This is a genomic window from Gilliamella sp. GillExp13, from assembly GCF_001690815.1.
In the GTDB taxonomy this organism is placed as follows: Bacteria; Pseudomonadota; Gammaproteobacteria; order Enterobacterales; family Orbaceae; genus Gilliamella; species Gilliamella bombi.
On the sequence record NZ_LZHJ01000106.1, the window covers coordinates 1 to 16,622 of the forward strand.

Sequence of the window (16,622 nt, forward strand, 5' to 3'; positions counted from 1 at the left end):
GAAAAGAGTTTGATAATCATTTGATTGATGAATGTTTAACAGCATTTGGAATTAAACGGTCCTTAAGTCGCAAAGGCTGCCCCTATGATAACGCAATTGCAGAAAGCACATTCAAAGCAGTGAAAACAGAATTTGTGTCAAATACTATTTTTGATTCACTGGCGCAACTTAAATTGGAATTTAATCACTATGTGGATTGGTTTAATTATAATCGACTTCATTCAACATTAAATTACCAGTCGCCGATTGAATACAAAAGAAATCGATGACCTTATCTTTTTGGTACTAAAAAGTGTGGACATACCATAATAAATTTCTATTATTAGAGGTTAGTTGTTAATAAATTTTTAAACAGATAATGTTTTATTTTGAGGTGTTATGGATTATTTCCCCTTATTTTGTAAGCTAGAAAACCGTGATTGCTTATTAGTCGGTGGCGGTGAAGTTGCTGAACGTAAAGCTCGATTATTACTTGAAGCTGGTGCCCGCTTAACTGTCAATGCGCATGAATTTAACGAGCAATTCATATGCTGGAATGAACAAAAACAACTAGTTTTAGTTCAAGGGGAGTTTAATGCTGAATTACTGGATGATAAATGGTTAGTTATTGCGGCAACAGACTGTCAGGAAACTAATCAAAGAGTGAGTATTGAGACGGAAAAAAGGCGTATTTTTTGTAATGTGGTTGATTCTCCAAAAGATGCGAGTTTTATTATGCCCTCAATTATTGATCGTTCCCCTATTATGGTTGCTGTCTCTTCAGAAGGGCATGCTCCTGTTTTGGCTTGATTATTGCGTGAAAAACTAGAGTCCATTTTACCTCAACATTTAGGCAAATTAGCTAAATATGCCGGTTATTTACGTAATAAAGTTAAAACAACCTATCAAACAGTGACGGAACGTCGTCGTTTTTGGGAAAGGCTATTTTCTCATGATAGGTTAGCTCAAGCGATTGCTAATAGCGATTCAGATCATGTTGAAAAACTCACCAATGAGCTATTTGATACATCACTTGATTCCCGTGGTGAGGTTGTGTTAGTTGGTGCTGGTCCAGGTGATGCGGGCTTGTTGACTTTAAAGGGATTACAGCAAATCCAACAAGCAGATATTATTGTCTATGATAGATTAGTATCGGATGAAATTATGAATCTAACCCGTCGCGATGCTCAACGTATTTTTGTTGGTAAGCGAGCAGGATTTCATTGTGTACCTCAAGAACAAATAAATCAGATTCTTTTACAACAAGCTAAAAAAGGTAAGCGTGTTGTACGTTTAAAAGGTGGAGATCCTTTTATTTTTGGTCGAGGTGGTGAAGAGCTCGAAACATTATTTAACGCCGATATTCCATTTTCTGTAATACCAGGAATTACAGCAGCTTCAGGTTGTTCTGCATATAGTGGGATCCCATTAACGCATCGGGATTATGCTCATAGCGTACGTTTAATTACTGGTCATTTGAAAGATGGTAGTCACCTTGACTGGAAGAGTTTAGCCGCTGAAAAGCAAACATTAGTTTTTTATATGGGATTATCTCAAGCCAGTAACATCGAAAAACAATTAATTAAATACGGTATGAATGCAAATACGCCAATTGTAATTGTTGAAGAAGGCACAACAACGAAACAAAAAGTAATATCAGGCCAGTTATGTGATTTAGCACAATTATCTTTGCAAGCCTGTAGTCCTAGTTTAATTATTATTGGGCCTGTTGTTGCATTACGAGAAAAGCTAAATTGGTTTTCTGAGTGTTAGTGGGTGCTAAAGGTTTGATCTGTTCATATTTTAATGGCGTCTTTTTAACGTGTAAAAAAGTTTAATATAAACATAAAATACGATTAACAGTTCATAGTATAATGTGACTCTAAACCGAGGGAGATATCGCAAATACGCACTATTGCAGTTAGATAGTAAAAGCGCTTTTTTCTAAAATAAAGAACAAAATTCGTCACTAATAAAATGAAACACTGCCCAGTAAGTGTTTTATTTTAACTTGAGATAAAAATCAAATAAAATCAATACTATACCTGGATATTTTTTTATGAAAACTTTTTTGTTTTGGCGGTGTTATTTTAGGAAAGCGTTACTGTTTTAATTGTTCAATAAGAAGACAGGTTATAAAAATTACTTTGATCATAGTCAAAAAATAAAGCCTATGCTAGACTGAATCAAACTCTGAAGCTTTTTTACCTAAGTGGCATTTTCATATGGTGGATTAGTCGCGGTATAACGCAGAAATGGTTATGCTTCCCGATTTGGATAAGGTGTTTAATGTATATATGCAATTAGTTGATAATTATCAGCGTCGATTTCAATATCTGCGTTTGTCGATTACCGAGCTGTGTAATTTTCAGTGTCAGTACTGTTTACCACGTGGTTATCAGCCTAACAAGAAACATAAATTTTTGTCGCTCAATGAAATTAATCATGTTGTGGCAACATTTACTGATCTCGGTGTACGCAAAATTCGATTAACTGGTGGCGAGCCTACCTTGCGTCGCGATTTTATTGATATCTTATCGCTCATATCTTCCTATCCCAGCGTGAAGGAACTCGCTATTACGACCAATGGTTCACGTTTATTAAAAAATATTCACCATTGGCATCAAGCTGGTTTAAATGCGATTAATATTAGTATTGATAGTTTTTCTCCCCATTTATTTAAATTAATTACTGGTCAAGATAAGCTTAAAGAATTACTGCATTGTGTTGATAAATCGTTAGAAGTAGGTATAAAAAAAGTCAAAATTAACACCGTTTTGATGAAAAATATGAATGATAATTTAAATGATTATTTGTTATGGATTAAAAATATTCCAGTAGAGTTGCGTTTTATTGAACTTATGGAAACAGGCGAAAGCAATGATGTATTTAATCGTTATCACTTGTCTGGTAGTTTTATTGAAACACAATTAATTGCGCAGGGATGGGAGTTACAACCCAAAAAACCTTTATCAGGTCCAGCTAAGATTTATGTGCACAGCGATTATCAAGGAAAAATTGGTTTGATTATGCCCTATTCAAAAGATTTTTGTAAAAGTTGCAATCGATTACGTGTATCATCTATCGGTAAATTACATTACTGCCTATTTGGTGATGCGGCGGTTGATTTACGTGATTTGTTGGAAAGCTCAGAACAGAAACAACAATTAAAAGCAAGAATTCTTGCTTCATTAATGATTAAACCAGAAAAGCATTTGTTACATGATCATCGTGTAGGGCTCACCCCTAATTTATCTTATATCGGTGGATAATTGGCTGTTCTGTTTTGGGACATTGTCAATTTGCCAATGTTGTATAGCCCAATCTAGTAACTGTTTTTGAGTGGCGTCTTGCCAATCTTCTGGCACATATTGTCCTAGAAACTGTAAAGCCTGGACGGTTAACGCTTTAAAATTGTTTAAATCAATCGGGCTAGCATGATTTTGTTTTGATAGTTTATTGCCATTTTTATCTAATACTAGTGGTAAATGGCTGTAACTTGGCACAGAAAAACCAAGCAGTTGATATAGTGAGATTTGTTTTGCAGTAACAGGTAAAAGATCCGCGCCACGAACAATTTCGGTAATTCCTTGTTCATGATCGTCTAAAACTACCACTAAGTTATAGGCAAATAAGCCGTCTTTGCGGTGAATAATAAAATCTTCTTGCGCACTTGCTTTTTCAACTGTTTGTAAGCCACGAATCTGATCTTTAAATTGAAAAATAGGATGATTTTGTTTTAAACGTACAGCAACTTGTTGCTTATTATTGATAGATAAATGTCGTTCACGACAAAAGTTATCGTAAATACCATTTGTTAGGTTTTGAATTCGTTGTCTAGTACAGTCACAATAATAGGCTTGTTGTTTATCTATAAGTGTTTTTAAAACAGTGCGGTAACGCTCACTGCAAGATGATTGATACAAGACCGTATCATCCCAATATAAATTAAGCGCTTCAAGCGTTTTTAATATAAGTGATGATGCCCCTTTGACTTCTCGTGGTGGGTCGATATCTTCGATACGGACAAGCCATTTACCACGACAAGATTTAGCTTGGAGATAACTACCAAGAGCCGTTACCAACGAACCAAAATGTAATGGCCCTGATGGTGAAGGGGCAAAACGACCGATATAATGCATAGGTCTGATTTGGAATGATAGATAACAGGGATTACATACCCATTTGTTTTTCGCGAAGTTCTGCAAGCGTTTTACAATCAATACATAAATCGGCTGTCGGTCTTGCTTCTAAACGGCGGATTCCAATTTCAACACCACAAGATTCACAATAACCAAAATCGTCTGATTCGATTTTCTTTAACGTTTTTTCAATTTTTTTGATGAGTCTTCTTTCTCTATCTCTAGCGCGTAATTCAAGGCTGAATTCTTCTTCTTGTGTTGCTCGGTCAGCCGGATCTGGGAAGTTTGCTGCTTCATCTTGCATATGCGTAACTGTTTTTCCCATTTCACCTTGTAGCTGAGTTAGCCAAGCTTCTAAAATAAGTTTAAAATGTTTCAATTGCTTAGGGTTCATGTACTCCTCGCCTTTTGCCTCTTTATAAGGCTCAAGCCCAGCAATTGAAAGCAGGCTAAGAGAAGATGTATTTACTTTTTGTTCCTTTTTCACTGCAATCCCCTTAAGTAAAGATTATTTGAAAGCGCTAAACTATAGCAATAATTCAGCCTTTGGCAAATTTTTTTTATCATTTTTATAGTTAAAAAATAGGAAAAATAATACAACTATATGTTATTAATAAAGATAATTAATTATTCCACTTTTTTAATCCATTTTCAGGACATTTAGCTACTAAATCGTACAATTTGTCGTTATCGGGGAAAATAAGTTCAGGACTGATATCAAATAGTGGATAGAGGACAAATTCTCTATTTTTTATATGATAATGAGGGATAGTAAGTCTTTCATTATTAATGACTAAGTCATCATAAAGTAAAATATCTAAATCTAGGGTTCTAGCGCCCCAACGATTATTTTTGCGTACGCGTCCTTGTGCTTTTTCAATAGCTTGTAGTTCATCAAGCAATGCTATAGGCGATAAGCTTGTCGTCAGTTTAATTACTGCATTAAGATAATCATTTTGATCTTGTGGCCCTAAGGGCTTACTTCGGTAAAATGGTGAAATATCTACCACTTTTGTGCTAGGCAAACAGCGTAATGATTCAATAGCACGATTAGCTTGTGCAAACGGATCTTCAAGGTTGCTCCCTAAAGCAACATAACAAATTGACATAATTAGACTTATTTTTTTGTGATATTAAATATAATTGAATGGCAATATCTTAGCACATAAAACAATTGCCAAGAATGATTATATAAATAGATTCATGCTTATGACTTTGTGTTATAAAAATATAACCATATAATCTTTAACTTTTTATCTATTTTTCATTATGTTACCTATGGTAAAGCAAATTATTTTATTAAATGGTTATTTTTATTAGTTATTGTATTTATTGAGAATATAAAATGAATTCAGGTCAACAATTAAGTTTTTTAATAAAAAATACTTCAATAATCAGTGATCCTCAAGTTATTGATTGTGCTATCAAGGGGATAACCGATTATTTTGCCTGTAGTTTACAAGCTTGTCAGGAAGATGATGTTCATAAATTACTAGCATGGATAGCAGATGAGGGTGGAAATACTAGAGCTTTGCTGATTGGTCAAAAAAAGTTAGCTACGGCAAGGCAAGCAGCACTTTTTAATGGCTTTCAAGCGCATTGTTTAGATTATGATGATGTACATTCAGATGTTAGAGGCCACCCCTCAGCCGTTATTTTATCCGCTCTTATTGCTAGTGTTCGATTAGATAGTATTGAACAAAAGATTGATAGTCGACGTTTTTTAACGGCTTATGTTATTGGTATTGAAGTGATGGCTTTGTTGGGTAAAAGTGTTAATCCACAGCATTATGAAAAAGGTTGGCATGCAACTATTACTTTGGGTGGAATTGCTGCCACTGCTGCTATTTGTTATCTCTATGATGAACCTTTTTTATCACAGGCATTAACATTAGCAGCTACACAAGCATCAGGAATGCGTTTGTTAATGGGTACTCCGATCAAATTTTTACATGCAGGATTAGCAGCACAGCATGCTGTACAATCCGTTGAATGGTTAAGAGCTGGTATACATGCCGATCAGGATTTTTTAGATGATAAATTAGGTTTTTTGGCTATTTATGGGCAAGGTAATACACATTTTGATTTAAGTCATTGGGGTAAAACTTGGAAGATTGTGGATCCCGGATTATGGTTTAAAAATTATTCTTATTGTTCAGCTGCTGCTTATATTGCTGATGCGGGTCAATTACTTTACCAAAATCTTAGCTTTGAATTTGATAATATTAATAATATTGTTATTTATTTTGCACCGCCAAATAGTGATGCTGCATTGATATATAAAACCCCTTCATTGGCGCAGCAAGGACGTTTTTCGGCTGAATATGTTTTAGCATTAACTCTTTTAGGATTGCCACTTGGTTTTGAGCAGTTTTCATCACAACCTATTTCAAATGCAATAAAACAATTAATGCAGAAGATGAAACGAAGTTATCAAACGCATCTTACGCCACATCTAGAAGCTTATAATGGGCGTTATGTAATTATTGATATTTTTCTTAAAAATGGTAAAAAGATAAGTCAGCGTATTGATATTCCCAAAGGTTCTCCTAAAAACCCATATAGCCAAACTGAAATGTCGTTAAAATTGCATTCAGCGATTAAAGATCAAACTAAAACAGAGCAATTATTAACAGATATTCATAAACTAGCAAAAGGTTTAGATATTCGTCAATTTCTATTATCTTATTTATTTACTCTTTAAATGTTAAATTATTATCATTAGTTAGTATATTTTTTAACTAAATTTCAAAATCAATTTCGTCAGTTAGCTGGCGTAAAAATCGTTGCGTAATTTCATTTTGAGGATTATCGATGACTGATTTTGCTGGTCCCTCTTCGATAATCATTCCTTCTGCCATAAAGATAATTCGATCTGCAACGTACTTAGCAAACTCCATTTCATGCGTTACTATAATCATAGTAATATGTTCTTTTGCTAGCTGTAGCATGACTTGCAATACTTCGTGTACTCGCTCAGGATCGAGTGCAGAAGTCGGTTCATCAAATAATAATACATTTGGTTTAACAGCTAAAGCTCTTGCAATTGCAACACGTTGTTGTTGACCACCCGATAAAGTGATGGGATATTGTGTTGCGTATGGCAACATACCGACTCGTTCTAATAATGATAATCCTTGTTGTTTTGCTTTGGTTTTATCCATTTTTTGACCAACAATTAATGGATAAGTTATATTTTCTAATGCTGTTTTATTTTTAAATAAATTATAGTGTTGGAAAACCATAGCGGACTGTTTTCGTAAGTTGCTTTCTTCTTTAATACTATAATGCTTACTATTAAGTGATACAGTTCCTATTTTGATAGTGCCTGTATTTGGTTTTTCTAGTAAATTTAAACAACGTAACAGAGTTGATTTTCCTGAGCCTGATGGGCCAATAATGGCAACAACTTCACCTTGTTTTATATTTAAGTTGATGTCCTTTAATACTTCATTATTTGCAAAACGTTTAGATAAATGCGAAACAGAAATCATAACCTTACTCCTTAACGATGATAAGGTACATTGAGCTTTCGCTCTAATTGTTTTTGTATCCAAGAATAGGCAACAACAGTTAGCCAGTAAACAATACCTACAGCTAGATAGGTTTCGAAGTAGAGAAATGAGTTAGCGGTTAACATTTTCCCCGATGCTAATAGTTCTTGTACGCCAACAAAAAAGGCAACAGACGAATCTTTAAGTAATGAAATGAACATATTACCAGCGTTTGGTAGGGCATTGACCATAGCTTGTGGTAGTATAATACCTCGATAAACTTGTATTTTACTTAAACCAACGGTTATTCCTGCCTCTTTCTGACCTTGATCAACGGACTTTAAACTTGCCCGGAAAATTTCAGCTAAATAGGACGAATATTTTAAACTGAAGCAGATAATAGCTGCTGTTGTAGCGCCCATTTGTTTTAGAACAGGAAAAATTTGTGGTAATCCGTAATAAATAATAAACAGTAATACAACAGAAGGTATTCCTCGAAACAGTGATATAAACAGTGCAAAAAACGAATCGATAATGATTATTTTATTGCTACGTAATAGTGCAATTGTTAGTCCAAATATAATGGCAAACATAATCGATATGATGGTAATAAAAAGTGTAACAGGCAGATAAGGTAATATCTGCGGAAATACACTTAAAAAATAGTTTACATTAAAATTCATAGGGTAATATCTTCACCAAAATATTTAATAGCAAGGTTTTTCAATGTGCCATTGGTGCGTAACTTTTCGATGGCTTGATTGAATTTTTTACGTAGTGCTTGGCCTTTTTCATCTTTACTAAATGGAAAAGCAACTTGCTCAATAGTAATTGGCTCACCCACTAATTTAAACGGTAGATTTTTACGCTTAATTTCAGCCAGTAATATTGGCTTAGAATTGACATAACCATCAACTCGTCTATACTCCGTGTCATACATTGCACCATCTCGTGTTTCATAGGTCTTGATTGTTATTTCGTTGTTAGGAAAGGCTTTTTTTAGATTATTTATATGATTTGAGCCTAGCACACCGGCAATGGTTTTACCTTTAAAATCAGATAATTGCTTGATATCGTTGTTATCTTTGTGGGTAACAACTTGGCTACCGTAAAGGCTATAGGTATTGGAAAAATCATATTTGGCTTGACGAGCATCTGTAACCGCAACTGCATTGGCAATAGTATCTAAACGCCCTGAATCAAATTGCCCCATTAAACCACCAAATTCAGCAATGATCCATTCGACTTTATAGCCTAATTCGTTAGCAATTGCTTCAGTAACTTCAACATCAAATCCGACTAAATTGCCATCTTGTTTATAACCGTTTGGATAGCTTTGTCCTGTGGAGCCCACTTTAATTACATTTTGCTCTGTTACTTGATGATTGGATTTATTATCACAACCAATTAAGGCTAGGCTAGTTAATAATAGAGCGGACAGTAACTTGCTTATTTTTTTCATAGTTTATTACTCCTTTTTTCCATTCGGTATAGTTTTTATGATTTAAGATTTTTTCAAAATAAAGGGTGGTATGATCGGGTGTTAAATTAGCTTGCCCTATTTTTTTATAGCCTCTATTAATATAAGTTTGGGCAAGCCATGGATGATTTGCAGCAGTGCCTAACGTGACTGCAGGTAATTTTAGTTGGTTAATTAGAATTTGCTGTTCAACAAAATTCCATAATGCATTACCATAACCTTTGCCTTTATATTGTGGCGCTGTTGCAAACCAACCTAAATGCGGTACCCCATAAGGTCCAGGGTTATTGCCCCACGGAAAGCGAATACTTAAGGTTGATAGTAGATCACCTTCTTTTTCAAATAGATACACGGCATTGGAATCAATATGGTCAGCAATTTGCGATTGCGTGATTGTTGCTGCGGCAAAATGAATGCCTAATTGAGTGGTGGATTGATAAGCATAATGCAATAGAGCCTGATAAGCAGGAATGTCTTTATGAGTGATTAAGCGAAAGCTCATGCTAATACTCCACACTGTTCAGCATATTGAATAACTTGTGCTACTTTTTCCGGTGCAGAGCCAATATAGCTAATTGGATCTAACCAAGCATCAAGTTCGGATTCGGTGAATTCTTTATTTAAACGTGGTTCTTCTAATAATATATCTTTAAATGGTCGATTTTGTTCAAATGCTTTCATGGCGCTTTGGTAAACTAAATTATGTGCAGTTTGTTTACCTAATCGTTTGCCGATTTCAAACATCACTTTTTCAGATAGTAGTAAACCATTTTGTAGTGATAAATTGGTCAACATTTTGTCAGCATTGACTTTAAGTCCTTTAAGTACGGTAAGTGCTGTCTGTAATTGCGCTGAAATATAGAGAGTAATTTCTGGTAGTGCGATCCATTCGGCTCGCCAACTCATGGCATCGCGCTCATGTTCAACTTTCATTGATTCGTGAATTAACGCGACGCTTTTTAAAAGTGGAGCTGTCAAACTGGCTAAACCTTCTAATGCCGCTGGGTTGCGTTTATGCGGCATGGTAGTTGAGCCTATTTTTCCTTCCGAGAACGGTTCTTCAACTTCGTTAATTTCGGTACGCATTAAGTTGTAAAATTCATTGCCCATTTTACCTAATGTGCCACTAATTAGCGCAATGACTGATGCATATTCAGAAAAACGGTCACGAGCTGCTTGCCAACCGATATTAGGGATATTTAGTCCCAGTATTGTTAGAGCACGAGTTTCAACTTGTGGTCCTAACTTGCCCATTGAGGCATAAGTACAAATTGCACCACTAATATTACCGACTAATACTCGTTGTTTGATTTCACTTAAACGTTGTAAGTGCCGAATAAATTCATCTAACCATACGGCAAGTTTAAAACCAAAGGTTGTGGGGAGTGCTTGCATGCCATGGGTTCTTCCAACCATGGGTAAATACTGATACTTTTTAGCTAAACGTTTTAGTTCTAGTGCCACTAGTTTGCTATCGCGTTCAATTACAGTAAAAGATTGTTTTAATTGTAAAACAGTTGCAGTATCGACGATATCTTGTGTGGTTGCGCCGTAATGAATATATTGACCCGCATCACCGACTTGTTTTTGCAGTGCATTAATTGTTGACATTAACGAATGTTTGGCTTTAGCTGCTTCTTCGGCAATTTGTTCAATTGATAATTTAGATGCATCGGCTTTGGATATGATTGAATTGGCTGCTTCAATTGGAATAACGCCTAACTCGCCTTCCGCTTTAGCTAAAGCAACTTCGACATCCACCTGTTTTTGCAAGCGATTTGTCTCTGACCAAATTGCTCTCATTTCGTTAGTACCAAAGTTATTGCCCAAAATTAAAAAATCTAAAATATGTGACGCCATCAAACTATCCTCAATAATTGTTACTATCTTACTCAATAATTATTAGTAATTATTGGAGTATCGTCTAATAATCTGTTTTTCTATTGATATAACCAAATGGAATAAAATACTAATAAGAAGGAGGAGGTGTAAGTAATCATTAGAATAATTTTTGATTAATAAGGATATGTATGCCAAATCTAAACCTGTTTTTTATAGTAAAAAACATATTAATTTAAAGGGGGAAGTAAATAGAAACACCCTTTATTTGAGCGTTTCTATTGTTATGACTGTTTATTATTAAAATTTCTATAGTACTTCAACAATTGATTCGCAAAGTCTGGACATGTTATCTAATGTCATACCAGCCACGTTGATACGTCCTGAGTTTACGATGTAAATGCCATAATCATTACGTAATTTTAGTACTTGTTCTTCGTTCAAACCACTGAACGAAAACATGCCATTTTGTTTGGCAATAAAACTAAAATCTTGATTTGCACCTTTGTCTTGTAAGGTTTTTACAAATAGTTGTCGCATGCGGTGAATGCGTTGACGCATACTTGTTAATTCATCGATCCACTCTTCTTTTAATTCTTCATTGTTTAATATATAAGAGACGATTTTAGCTCCATGGGCAGGAGGGTTTGAGTAATTAGCTCGAATAATTGTTTTGACTTGACTAAAGGCTCGATCGGCAATTTCAGCATTTGCCGCAATTAATGTAAATGCTCCCACTCGTTCGTTATATAAACCAAAATTTTTAGAATATGAACTTGCAATAAGTAGTTCTGGATGATTATTGGCAAATAACCGTAACCCATAAACGTCTTCTTCTATACCTTGTCCAAAGCCTTGATAAGCTAAATCAAACAGTGGTAACCAACCATTTTTTAAGGCAAGATTCGATATAGCTTGCCATTGTTCTGGGGTTGGATCGATACCCGTTGGGTTATGACAGCATCCATGGAATAATACTGCTTCGCCAGCAGTAACTTGGTTTAAGCTACTCATCATGGCATCAAAATCAAGAGTGTACGTTTGTGCACTGTAATAATGGTATTCGCGTACTTCAAGGCCTGCCATTTGGAATACACTACGATGATTTGGCCAAGTTGGATTACTAACCCAAACTCGTTTTATTTTGGTTTTGCGAGCTAAAAAGTCTGCCATAATGCGTAAAGCCCCTGTTCCTCCAGGTGCTTGTGCAGTTCTTGCTCGTTCATTTTCACTACCAAAAAGCAAAGTTTGCGTTGCAATATTGAAGGATTTGAGACCGTCAATAGGAAAGTAACTTTTTGTGGTTTCGTCATTTAGTAACAAATGCCCTGCTTTTCTGACACTTTCTAAAATAGGGGTTTTGGTCGTTTCATCTTTATAAATACCGACACTTAAATTAATTTTATTGGTGCGTTCATCTTTATTATAAAGGTCTGCTAGCCCTAAAATGGGATCGGCTGGTGCCGCTGTCAAATTTTCAAACATAATCCACCTATTTAATTGATTATTATTACTGCATTATATACACATTATTTTGTAAGTTACAATTTCAAATAGGTATACGATAAAATAGATTTTTGTAAACATTTTTAACGTTCTTATAGTTACTGAAAAACTGTAAGTTGATTAAAAAATGAAATCAAATCATTAGTTAATGTCGTTAGTTCTCCTGTTATTAAGTCCTCTTTTACTATTTCGCCCGTTAAATTGTTTAATGAAATTATTTTTGTGCTGTCATCCGTCGTAGCTATAAAAATGGTTGGTGTTCGTTTTAATCTTTTTTGTTGGGATAAATGAGCTATTAAATTTTGTTCTAAAGTTGAAAAGTCATCATCGTTCCATGCTTGAATTAAGGTTAAATCTGTGTCGGTAAATTTAGCCGTCATATTACCAGCATATTGTGTACCATAAAAAATGTGAGCAGAGGGATGTAAAATGATACCAATAACTTGTTCAACAATCGATAGATCTCTTGGCGGCTCTAATAAGAATGGTTGCCAAAATACCGTGAGATGGTCAGTTTTTAAAATACAAGGCGAGGGGATGGCATGTAGTTCTTCGCCTTGTGGTGCGTATTTGAATTGCTCAATCCAACGAGTAGTAAAATTAAGTAAGGCAATTTTATTGACAGAGTTCATAAACAGATATATCTCATATTTAAATTATAATGTTATTTTATCTTCATTATACTGATTAAGTTTTGTTATGCATAATTGCATCGGTGTTTTATTTTTAGTTAATGGGATAATTAGTAAGAAAAAATTTTGTAAAAAAGTTTCAGGTAACTATGTGTTTCAGTAAAAAATCTAAGCAAATTAAATAAGTTATTTATTGTGTGGTTAAAGCAAGTTGAATATAACTAAAAATGAATTCTTAACTGTTTGTAAAATAGCCAGTTTAATTTGCTTGCTATCCTTGACTGAAACGTTAATAATAGTGGCGGATAATTTTATCCTTGTAATGCAGCAATGGCGTTAGACATTACAGTTTTTCAAAATAAAATAGCGTAAGTAGAATCATTATAATTAGATAATATGTTTATTTTAAACAATTGCATAAAGATTTAGTTTATTTGCTAAAGCCATTAAGAAACATAGGCTTGCAAATTAGCCATATTAATAGTGTCAATAAATTATACAATTAGGTTTTTTTTAATATTTAGTGCTTTTTAATTTAGCATGTTACTTAATGTATGATATTGATGTTGTGTAAGCGGTATCAGGTTCACATAAAATAATAACAAAAATAACATAAATAAAATAATGAATGCTGTATACCAATATTTAGTTAAGTACCATTATTCATCATTGTTAAAATAATCACTTATCAATAATAAGATTCTACCTACTGTTAATTAAGATTAATCAAGAGTGTAGAATAATGAAAAGAATGCTAATCAATGCAACCCAGCAAGAAGAGCTGCGAGTTGCGCTTGTTGATGGTCAACGATTGTATGATTTAGATATCGAAAGCCTTGGACATGAACAAAAAAAAGCGAATATTTATAAAGGTAAAATCACTAAAATCAATCCAAGTTTAGAAGCCGCTTTTGTTTCGTATGGTGGTGAGCGTGATGGTTTTTTACCTTTAAAAGAGATTGCTGAAAGCTATTTCCCATCTAATATTTCTGGTCGTCGTAGTATTAAACATCTGCAGGAAGGTCAAGAAGTCCTTATCCAAATTGAAAAAGAGATTCGTGGCAAAAAAGGTGCGGCTTTAACCACCTATATTAGTTTAGCTGGTAGCTATTTGGTGTTGATGCCTAATGATCCTCGTGCTGGCGGTGTTTCGCGCCGTATAGAAGGTGAAGAAAGAGCAGATCTTAAGCGTATTATTGATGCAATTGAAAAGCCAAGAGGCATGGGCGTTATAGCTCGAACGGCGGGTGTTGGTAAAAGCCAAGAGGAGTTGCAACAAGATTTAGATGCATTAGTTAACTATTGGACAGCAATTCAAAACGAAGCAAAAAAACATCCTGCACCAAGCTTGATTCATAAAGAAAGTGATATCATTACTCGTGCGTTTCGTGATTATTTGCGTGATGATGTTGGTGATATTTTAATTGATAATCCTAAAGTACTTGAGATTGCTAAAAAACGTTTAGCTGATTTGGGACGTGTTGAGTATATTAGTCGCTTAAAGCTTTATGAGGGTGATGTGCCATTATTTAATCATTTCCAAATAGAGGGGCAGATTGAATCGGCATTCCAGCGAGAAGTTCGCTTACCTTCTGGTGGTTCAATCGTTATTGATGCCACCGAAGCGCTTACAGCAATTGATATTAACTCGGCTAAATCCATTCGTGGTAGTGATATTGAAGAAACAGCATTTAATACTAACCTTGAAGCAGCCGAAGAAATAGCTCGTCAACTACGCTTACGTGATTTAGGTGGTTTGATTGTTATCGATTTTATTGATATGACACCAGTCCGTAATCAGCGTGAGGTAGAAAATCGCTTAAAAGAAGCGATGAAAACCGATCGTGCACGAATTCAAACTACGCGAATTTCACGCTTTGGTTTACTTGAAATGTCGCGCCAACGTTTAAGTCCTTCATTACGCGAAGCAACGCATCATATTTGTCCTCGTTGTCAAGGTACAGGTACAGTTCGGGACAATAACTCATTGTCTTTATCTATTCTTCGATTGATTCAAGAAGAAGCAATGAAAGATAATACAGTACAAATCGATGTTATTGTTCCTGTGCCAATAGCAAGCTACTTACTCAACGAAAAACGTCGTGCTATCACCAATATTGAAAGTATGCATCCTGATGTCAAAATTGTGATTGCTGGCGATGAAGAGATGGAAACCCCATTGTATAAGGTGATTCGTAAGCGTAGAGGCGAAGAAACAGATGTACTGAGTTATAATCTTCCAAAATTGATTCGTGAACTTGAGGAAGAGGAAGAAGAGCAACAAGCTGTTGAAGTTATTGTTGAACAAGCTGTATTATCAGGCCCTAAAGTTGAAGCATGTGTAGCACCAAAAGAAAAGGTAGAGTCAAAAACTAAAAAATCAGGCGGTCTGTTTAGTGGGTTATTTGGTAAATTACGTAAACTGTTTGTTACTGAAAAAGTAGAACCTCAGCTAGAAGTTAAAACAAGACCAACTAAAAGACGGGATAATCAACGTTCAAACAATCGACGTCAACGTAATCACCGAAACAACAATGCTGTTAATAATGGTAATTTTATTGCAGCAGGTAATATTGACGAGGTTAAAGAATCAAGTCGAAATAATAATCGCAGAGCTAAACAAAATAGTAATTCAAATACTAATTTAGCAAACTCTGAGAATAATTTTAAGGCAGATAAAGTTGTCGAGGAAGTAGTACAACCCAAACTGCGTGAGGCTAAGCCAAGACGTCAACAACGAGCATTAACTAGAAGTGTTCGTGTGAAAAATAGTAATGCTACTGCCACGGTGCAGACAGAACAAGAACGGGTAATTATTCCTTCTTTACTATTGCCTGTTATTGTCTCAGAATCGGCTGAGGGCAATATTGTATCGGAAATTCAACCGAAACGTCAGCGCCGTACTTCAAGACATTTACGAATGAATGGCCAACGTAATAAACGCCGTGTTCGTAATGTAGAATTAAAACAGTCTCCAATACCATTACCGTTTGCAGCAGCATCATTGGAATTAGCTTTAGGTCGTGTTGTTGTTGATTACAGTCAAATAGCTAATTATGAACCACATAATGTGGTACCTGTCATTCCATCGCTTTTACTCCCTGTTATTGTTAAAAATGAGGAAGATGTAAATAGTACTGCTAGTGTTAATGAGGTATCAAAAGCTCTTTTATTTGTAAGTGCTCAAGAGGATTTTACCGTTAATGAGAAAAATGATAGTGATCTTGTAATTAATGATTCACACTCAATAGGTTATTCTTCATCAGCAATGACTAAAGCACCTGCACCAGAATATGTGACTTATGATGTTGAAATAAAATCGCGTGAAGAATCAGATTATCATTTTGAAGGTAAAGGTAATGCTGGCGGTTTAAGTGCTCAGGATCATGCTTATGCTGCAGCAAGTAAACCAGTAATACTGGATAATCAATAAATAGATTAATACACGGTGGCGTGGTTATGTCGCCGTGTTTTAATTAATTATAATAGCGATAAAGATAAATAATGATTATCTATATTTTTAAGAAAATAGTAACGTTTTTGTTTATTA

The 16,622-nt window shown here is 34.9% G+C and carries 14 protein-coding genes, 1 pseudogene and 1 riboswitch; of the genes and pseudogenes, 5 read left to right on the forward strand and 10 right to left on the reverse strand.

Annotated elements, in window-relative coordinates; genetic code table 11:
* From A9G37_RS07395 to moaA, 3 genes and pseudogenes are all read left to right on the forward strand, one after another.
* Positions 1 to 269, forward strand: a 269-nt coding sequence (locus tag A9G37_RS07395; RefSeq protein ID WP_141670985.1) for an IS3 family transposase, incomplete at its 5' end; no start/stop codon positions are given.
* A 109-nt stretch (positions 270 to 378) separates the two neighbouring features.
* Positions 379 to 1,752 (forward strand): annotated as a pseudogene (cysG, locus tag A9G37_RS07400) (siroheme synthase CysG).
* Between the two features lie 406 nt (positions 1,753 to 2,158).
* A riboswitch (molybdenum cofactor riboswitch) is annotated at positions 2,159 to 2,280 on the forward strand.
* Positions 2,277 to 3,251 (forward strand): GTP 3',8-cyclase MoaA, encoded by a 975-nt coding sequence (gene moaA, locus A9G37_RS07405; RefSeq protein WP_065575102.1) that lies wholly within the window; start codon positions 2,277 to 2,279, stop codon positions 3,249 to 3,251. (Overlaps the previous riboswitch by 4 nt.)
* Here moaA and gluQRS read toward each other — a convergent pair.
* From gluQRS to folK, 3 genes are all read right to left on the reverse strand, one after another.
* The gene (gluQRS, locus tag A9G37_RS07410) at positions 3,231 to 4,121 is read right to left on the reverse strand and encodes a tRNA glutamyl-Q(34) synthetase GluQRS (protein WP_065575103.1); all 891 of its coding nucleotides are present in this window, start codon (positions 4,119 to 4,121) and stop codon (positions 3,231 to 3,233) included. The two genes, moaA and gluQRS, sit on opposite strands and share 21 nt — an antisense overlap.
* Positions 4,122 to 4,152: 31 nt before the next feature.
* Positions 4,153 to 4,608: an RNA polymerase-binding protein DksA gene (gene dksA / locus A9G37_RS07415; protein WP_034910366.1), complete on the reverse strand. Its 456-nt coding sequence runs from the start codon at positions 4,606 to 4,608 to the stop codon at positions 4,153 to 4,155.
* 136 nt (positions 4,609 to 4,744) lie between these two features.
* Positions 4,745 to 5,230, reverse strand: coding sequence for a 2-amino-4-hydroxy-6-hydroxymethyldihydropteridine diphosphokinase (gene folK, locus A9G37_RS07420; protein WP_065575104.1), 486 nt, complete (start codon positions 5,228 to 5,230; stop codon positions 4,745 to 4,747).
* Positions 5,231 to 5,466: 236 nt separating this feature from the next.
* On the opposite strand from folK, the gene A9G37_RS07425 reads away from it, so the two are divergent.
* Positions 5,467 to 6,825 (forward strand): MmgE/PrpD family protein, encoded by a 1,359-nt coding sequence (locus A9G37_RS07425; protein WP_065575105.1) that lies wholly within the window; start codon positions 5,467 to 5,469, stop codon positions 6,823 to 6,825.
* 37 nt (positions 6,826 to 6,862) lie between these two features.
* Here the strand turns inward: A9G37_RS07425 and A9G37_RS07430 are convergent, their stop codons facing one another.
* The 7 genes from A9G37_RS07430 to syd all read right to left on the reverse strand — a co-directional run bounded on the left by A9G37_RS07430 (position 6,863) and on the right by syd (position 13,072).
* Positions 6,863 to 7,615: an amino acid ABC transporter ATP-binding protein gene (locus tag A9G37_RS07430; protein WP_065568694.1), complete on the reverse strand. Its 753-nt coding sequence runs from the start codon at positions 7,613 to 7,615 to the stop codon at positions 6,863 to 6,865.
* An 11-nt stretch (positions 7,616 to 7,626) separates the two neighbouring features.
* The gene (locus A9G37_RS07435) at positions 7,627 to 8,298 is read right to left on the reverse strand and encodes an amino acid ABC transporter permease (RefSeq protein ID WP_065568693.1); all 672 of its coding nucleotides are present in this window, start codon (positions 8,296 to 8,298) and stop codon (positions 7,627 to 7,629) included.
* A complete protein-coding gene (locus tag A9G37_RS07440) occupies positions 8,295 to 9,077 on the reverse strand; it encodes an amino acid ABC transporter substrate-binding protein (protein WP_065568692.1) in 783 nt (260 codons plus the stop codon). Before A9G37_RS07440 ends, A9G37_RS07435 begins: the two co-directional genes overlap by 4 nt.
* Positions 9,034 to 9,597 carry a GNAT family N-acetyltransferase gene (locus A9G37_RS07445; protein ID WP_081297693.1) on the reverse strand — a complete coding sequence of 188 codons (564 nt, stop codon included), beginning with the start codon at positions 9,595 to 9,597 and terminating at the stop codon, positions 9,034 to 9,036. The genes A9G37_RS07440 and A9G37_RS07445 overlap by 44 nt, the downstream gene beginning before the upstream one ends.
* The gene (purB, locus tag A9G37_RS07450) at positions 9,594 to 10,955 is read right to left on the reverse strand and encodes an adenylosuccinate lyase (RefSeq protein WP_065575106.1); all 1,362 of its coding nucleotides are present in this window, start codon (positions 10,953 to 10,955) and stop codon (positions 9,594 to 9,596) included. Before purB ends, A9G37_RS07445 begins: the two co-directional genes overlap by 4 nt.
* 288 nt (positions 10,956 to 11,243) lie before the next feature.
* The gene (locus tag A9G37_RS07455) at positions 11,244 to 12,419 is read right to left on the reverse strand and encodes an amino acid aminotransferase (RefSeq protein WP_065575107.1); all 1,176 of its coding nucleotides are present in this window, start codon (positions 12,417 to 12,419) and stop codon (positions 11,244 to 11,246) included.
* A gap of 119 nt (positions 12,420 to 12,538) precedes the next feature.
* Positions 12,539 to 13,072 (reverse strand): SecY-interacting protein, encoded by a 534-nt coding sequence (gene syd / locus A9G37_RS07460; protein ID WP_065575108.1) that lies wholly within the window; start codon positions 13,070 to 13,072, stop codon positions 12,539 to 12,541.
* Positions 13,073 to 13,814: 742 nt separating this feature from the next.
* Between syd and rne the strand changes: the two genes are divergently transcribed.
* A complete protein-coding gene (rne, locus tag A9G37_RS07465) occupies positions 13,815 to 16,505 on the forward strand; it encodes a ribonuclease E (protein ID WP_065575109.1) in 2,691 nt (896 codons plus the stop codon).
* Positions 16,506 to 16,622 lie beyond the last annotated feature (117 nt).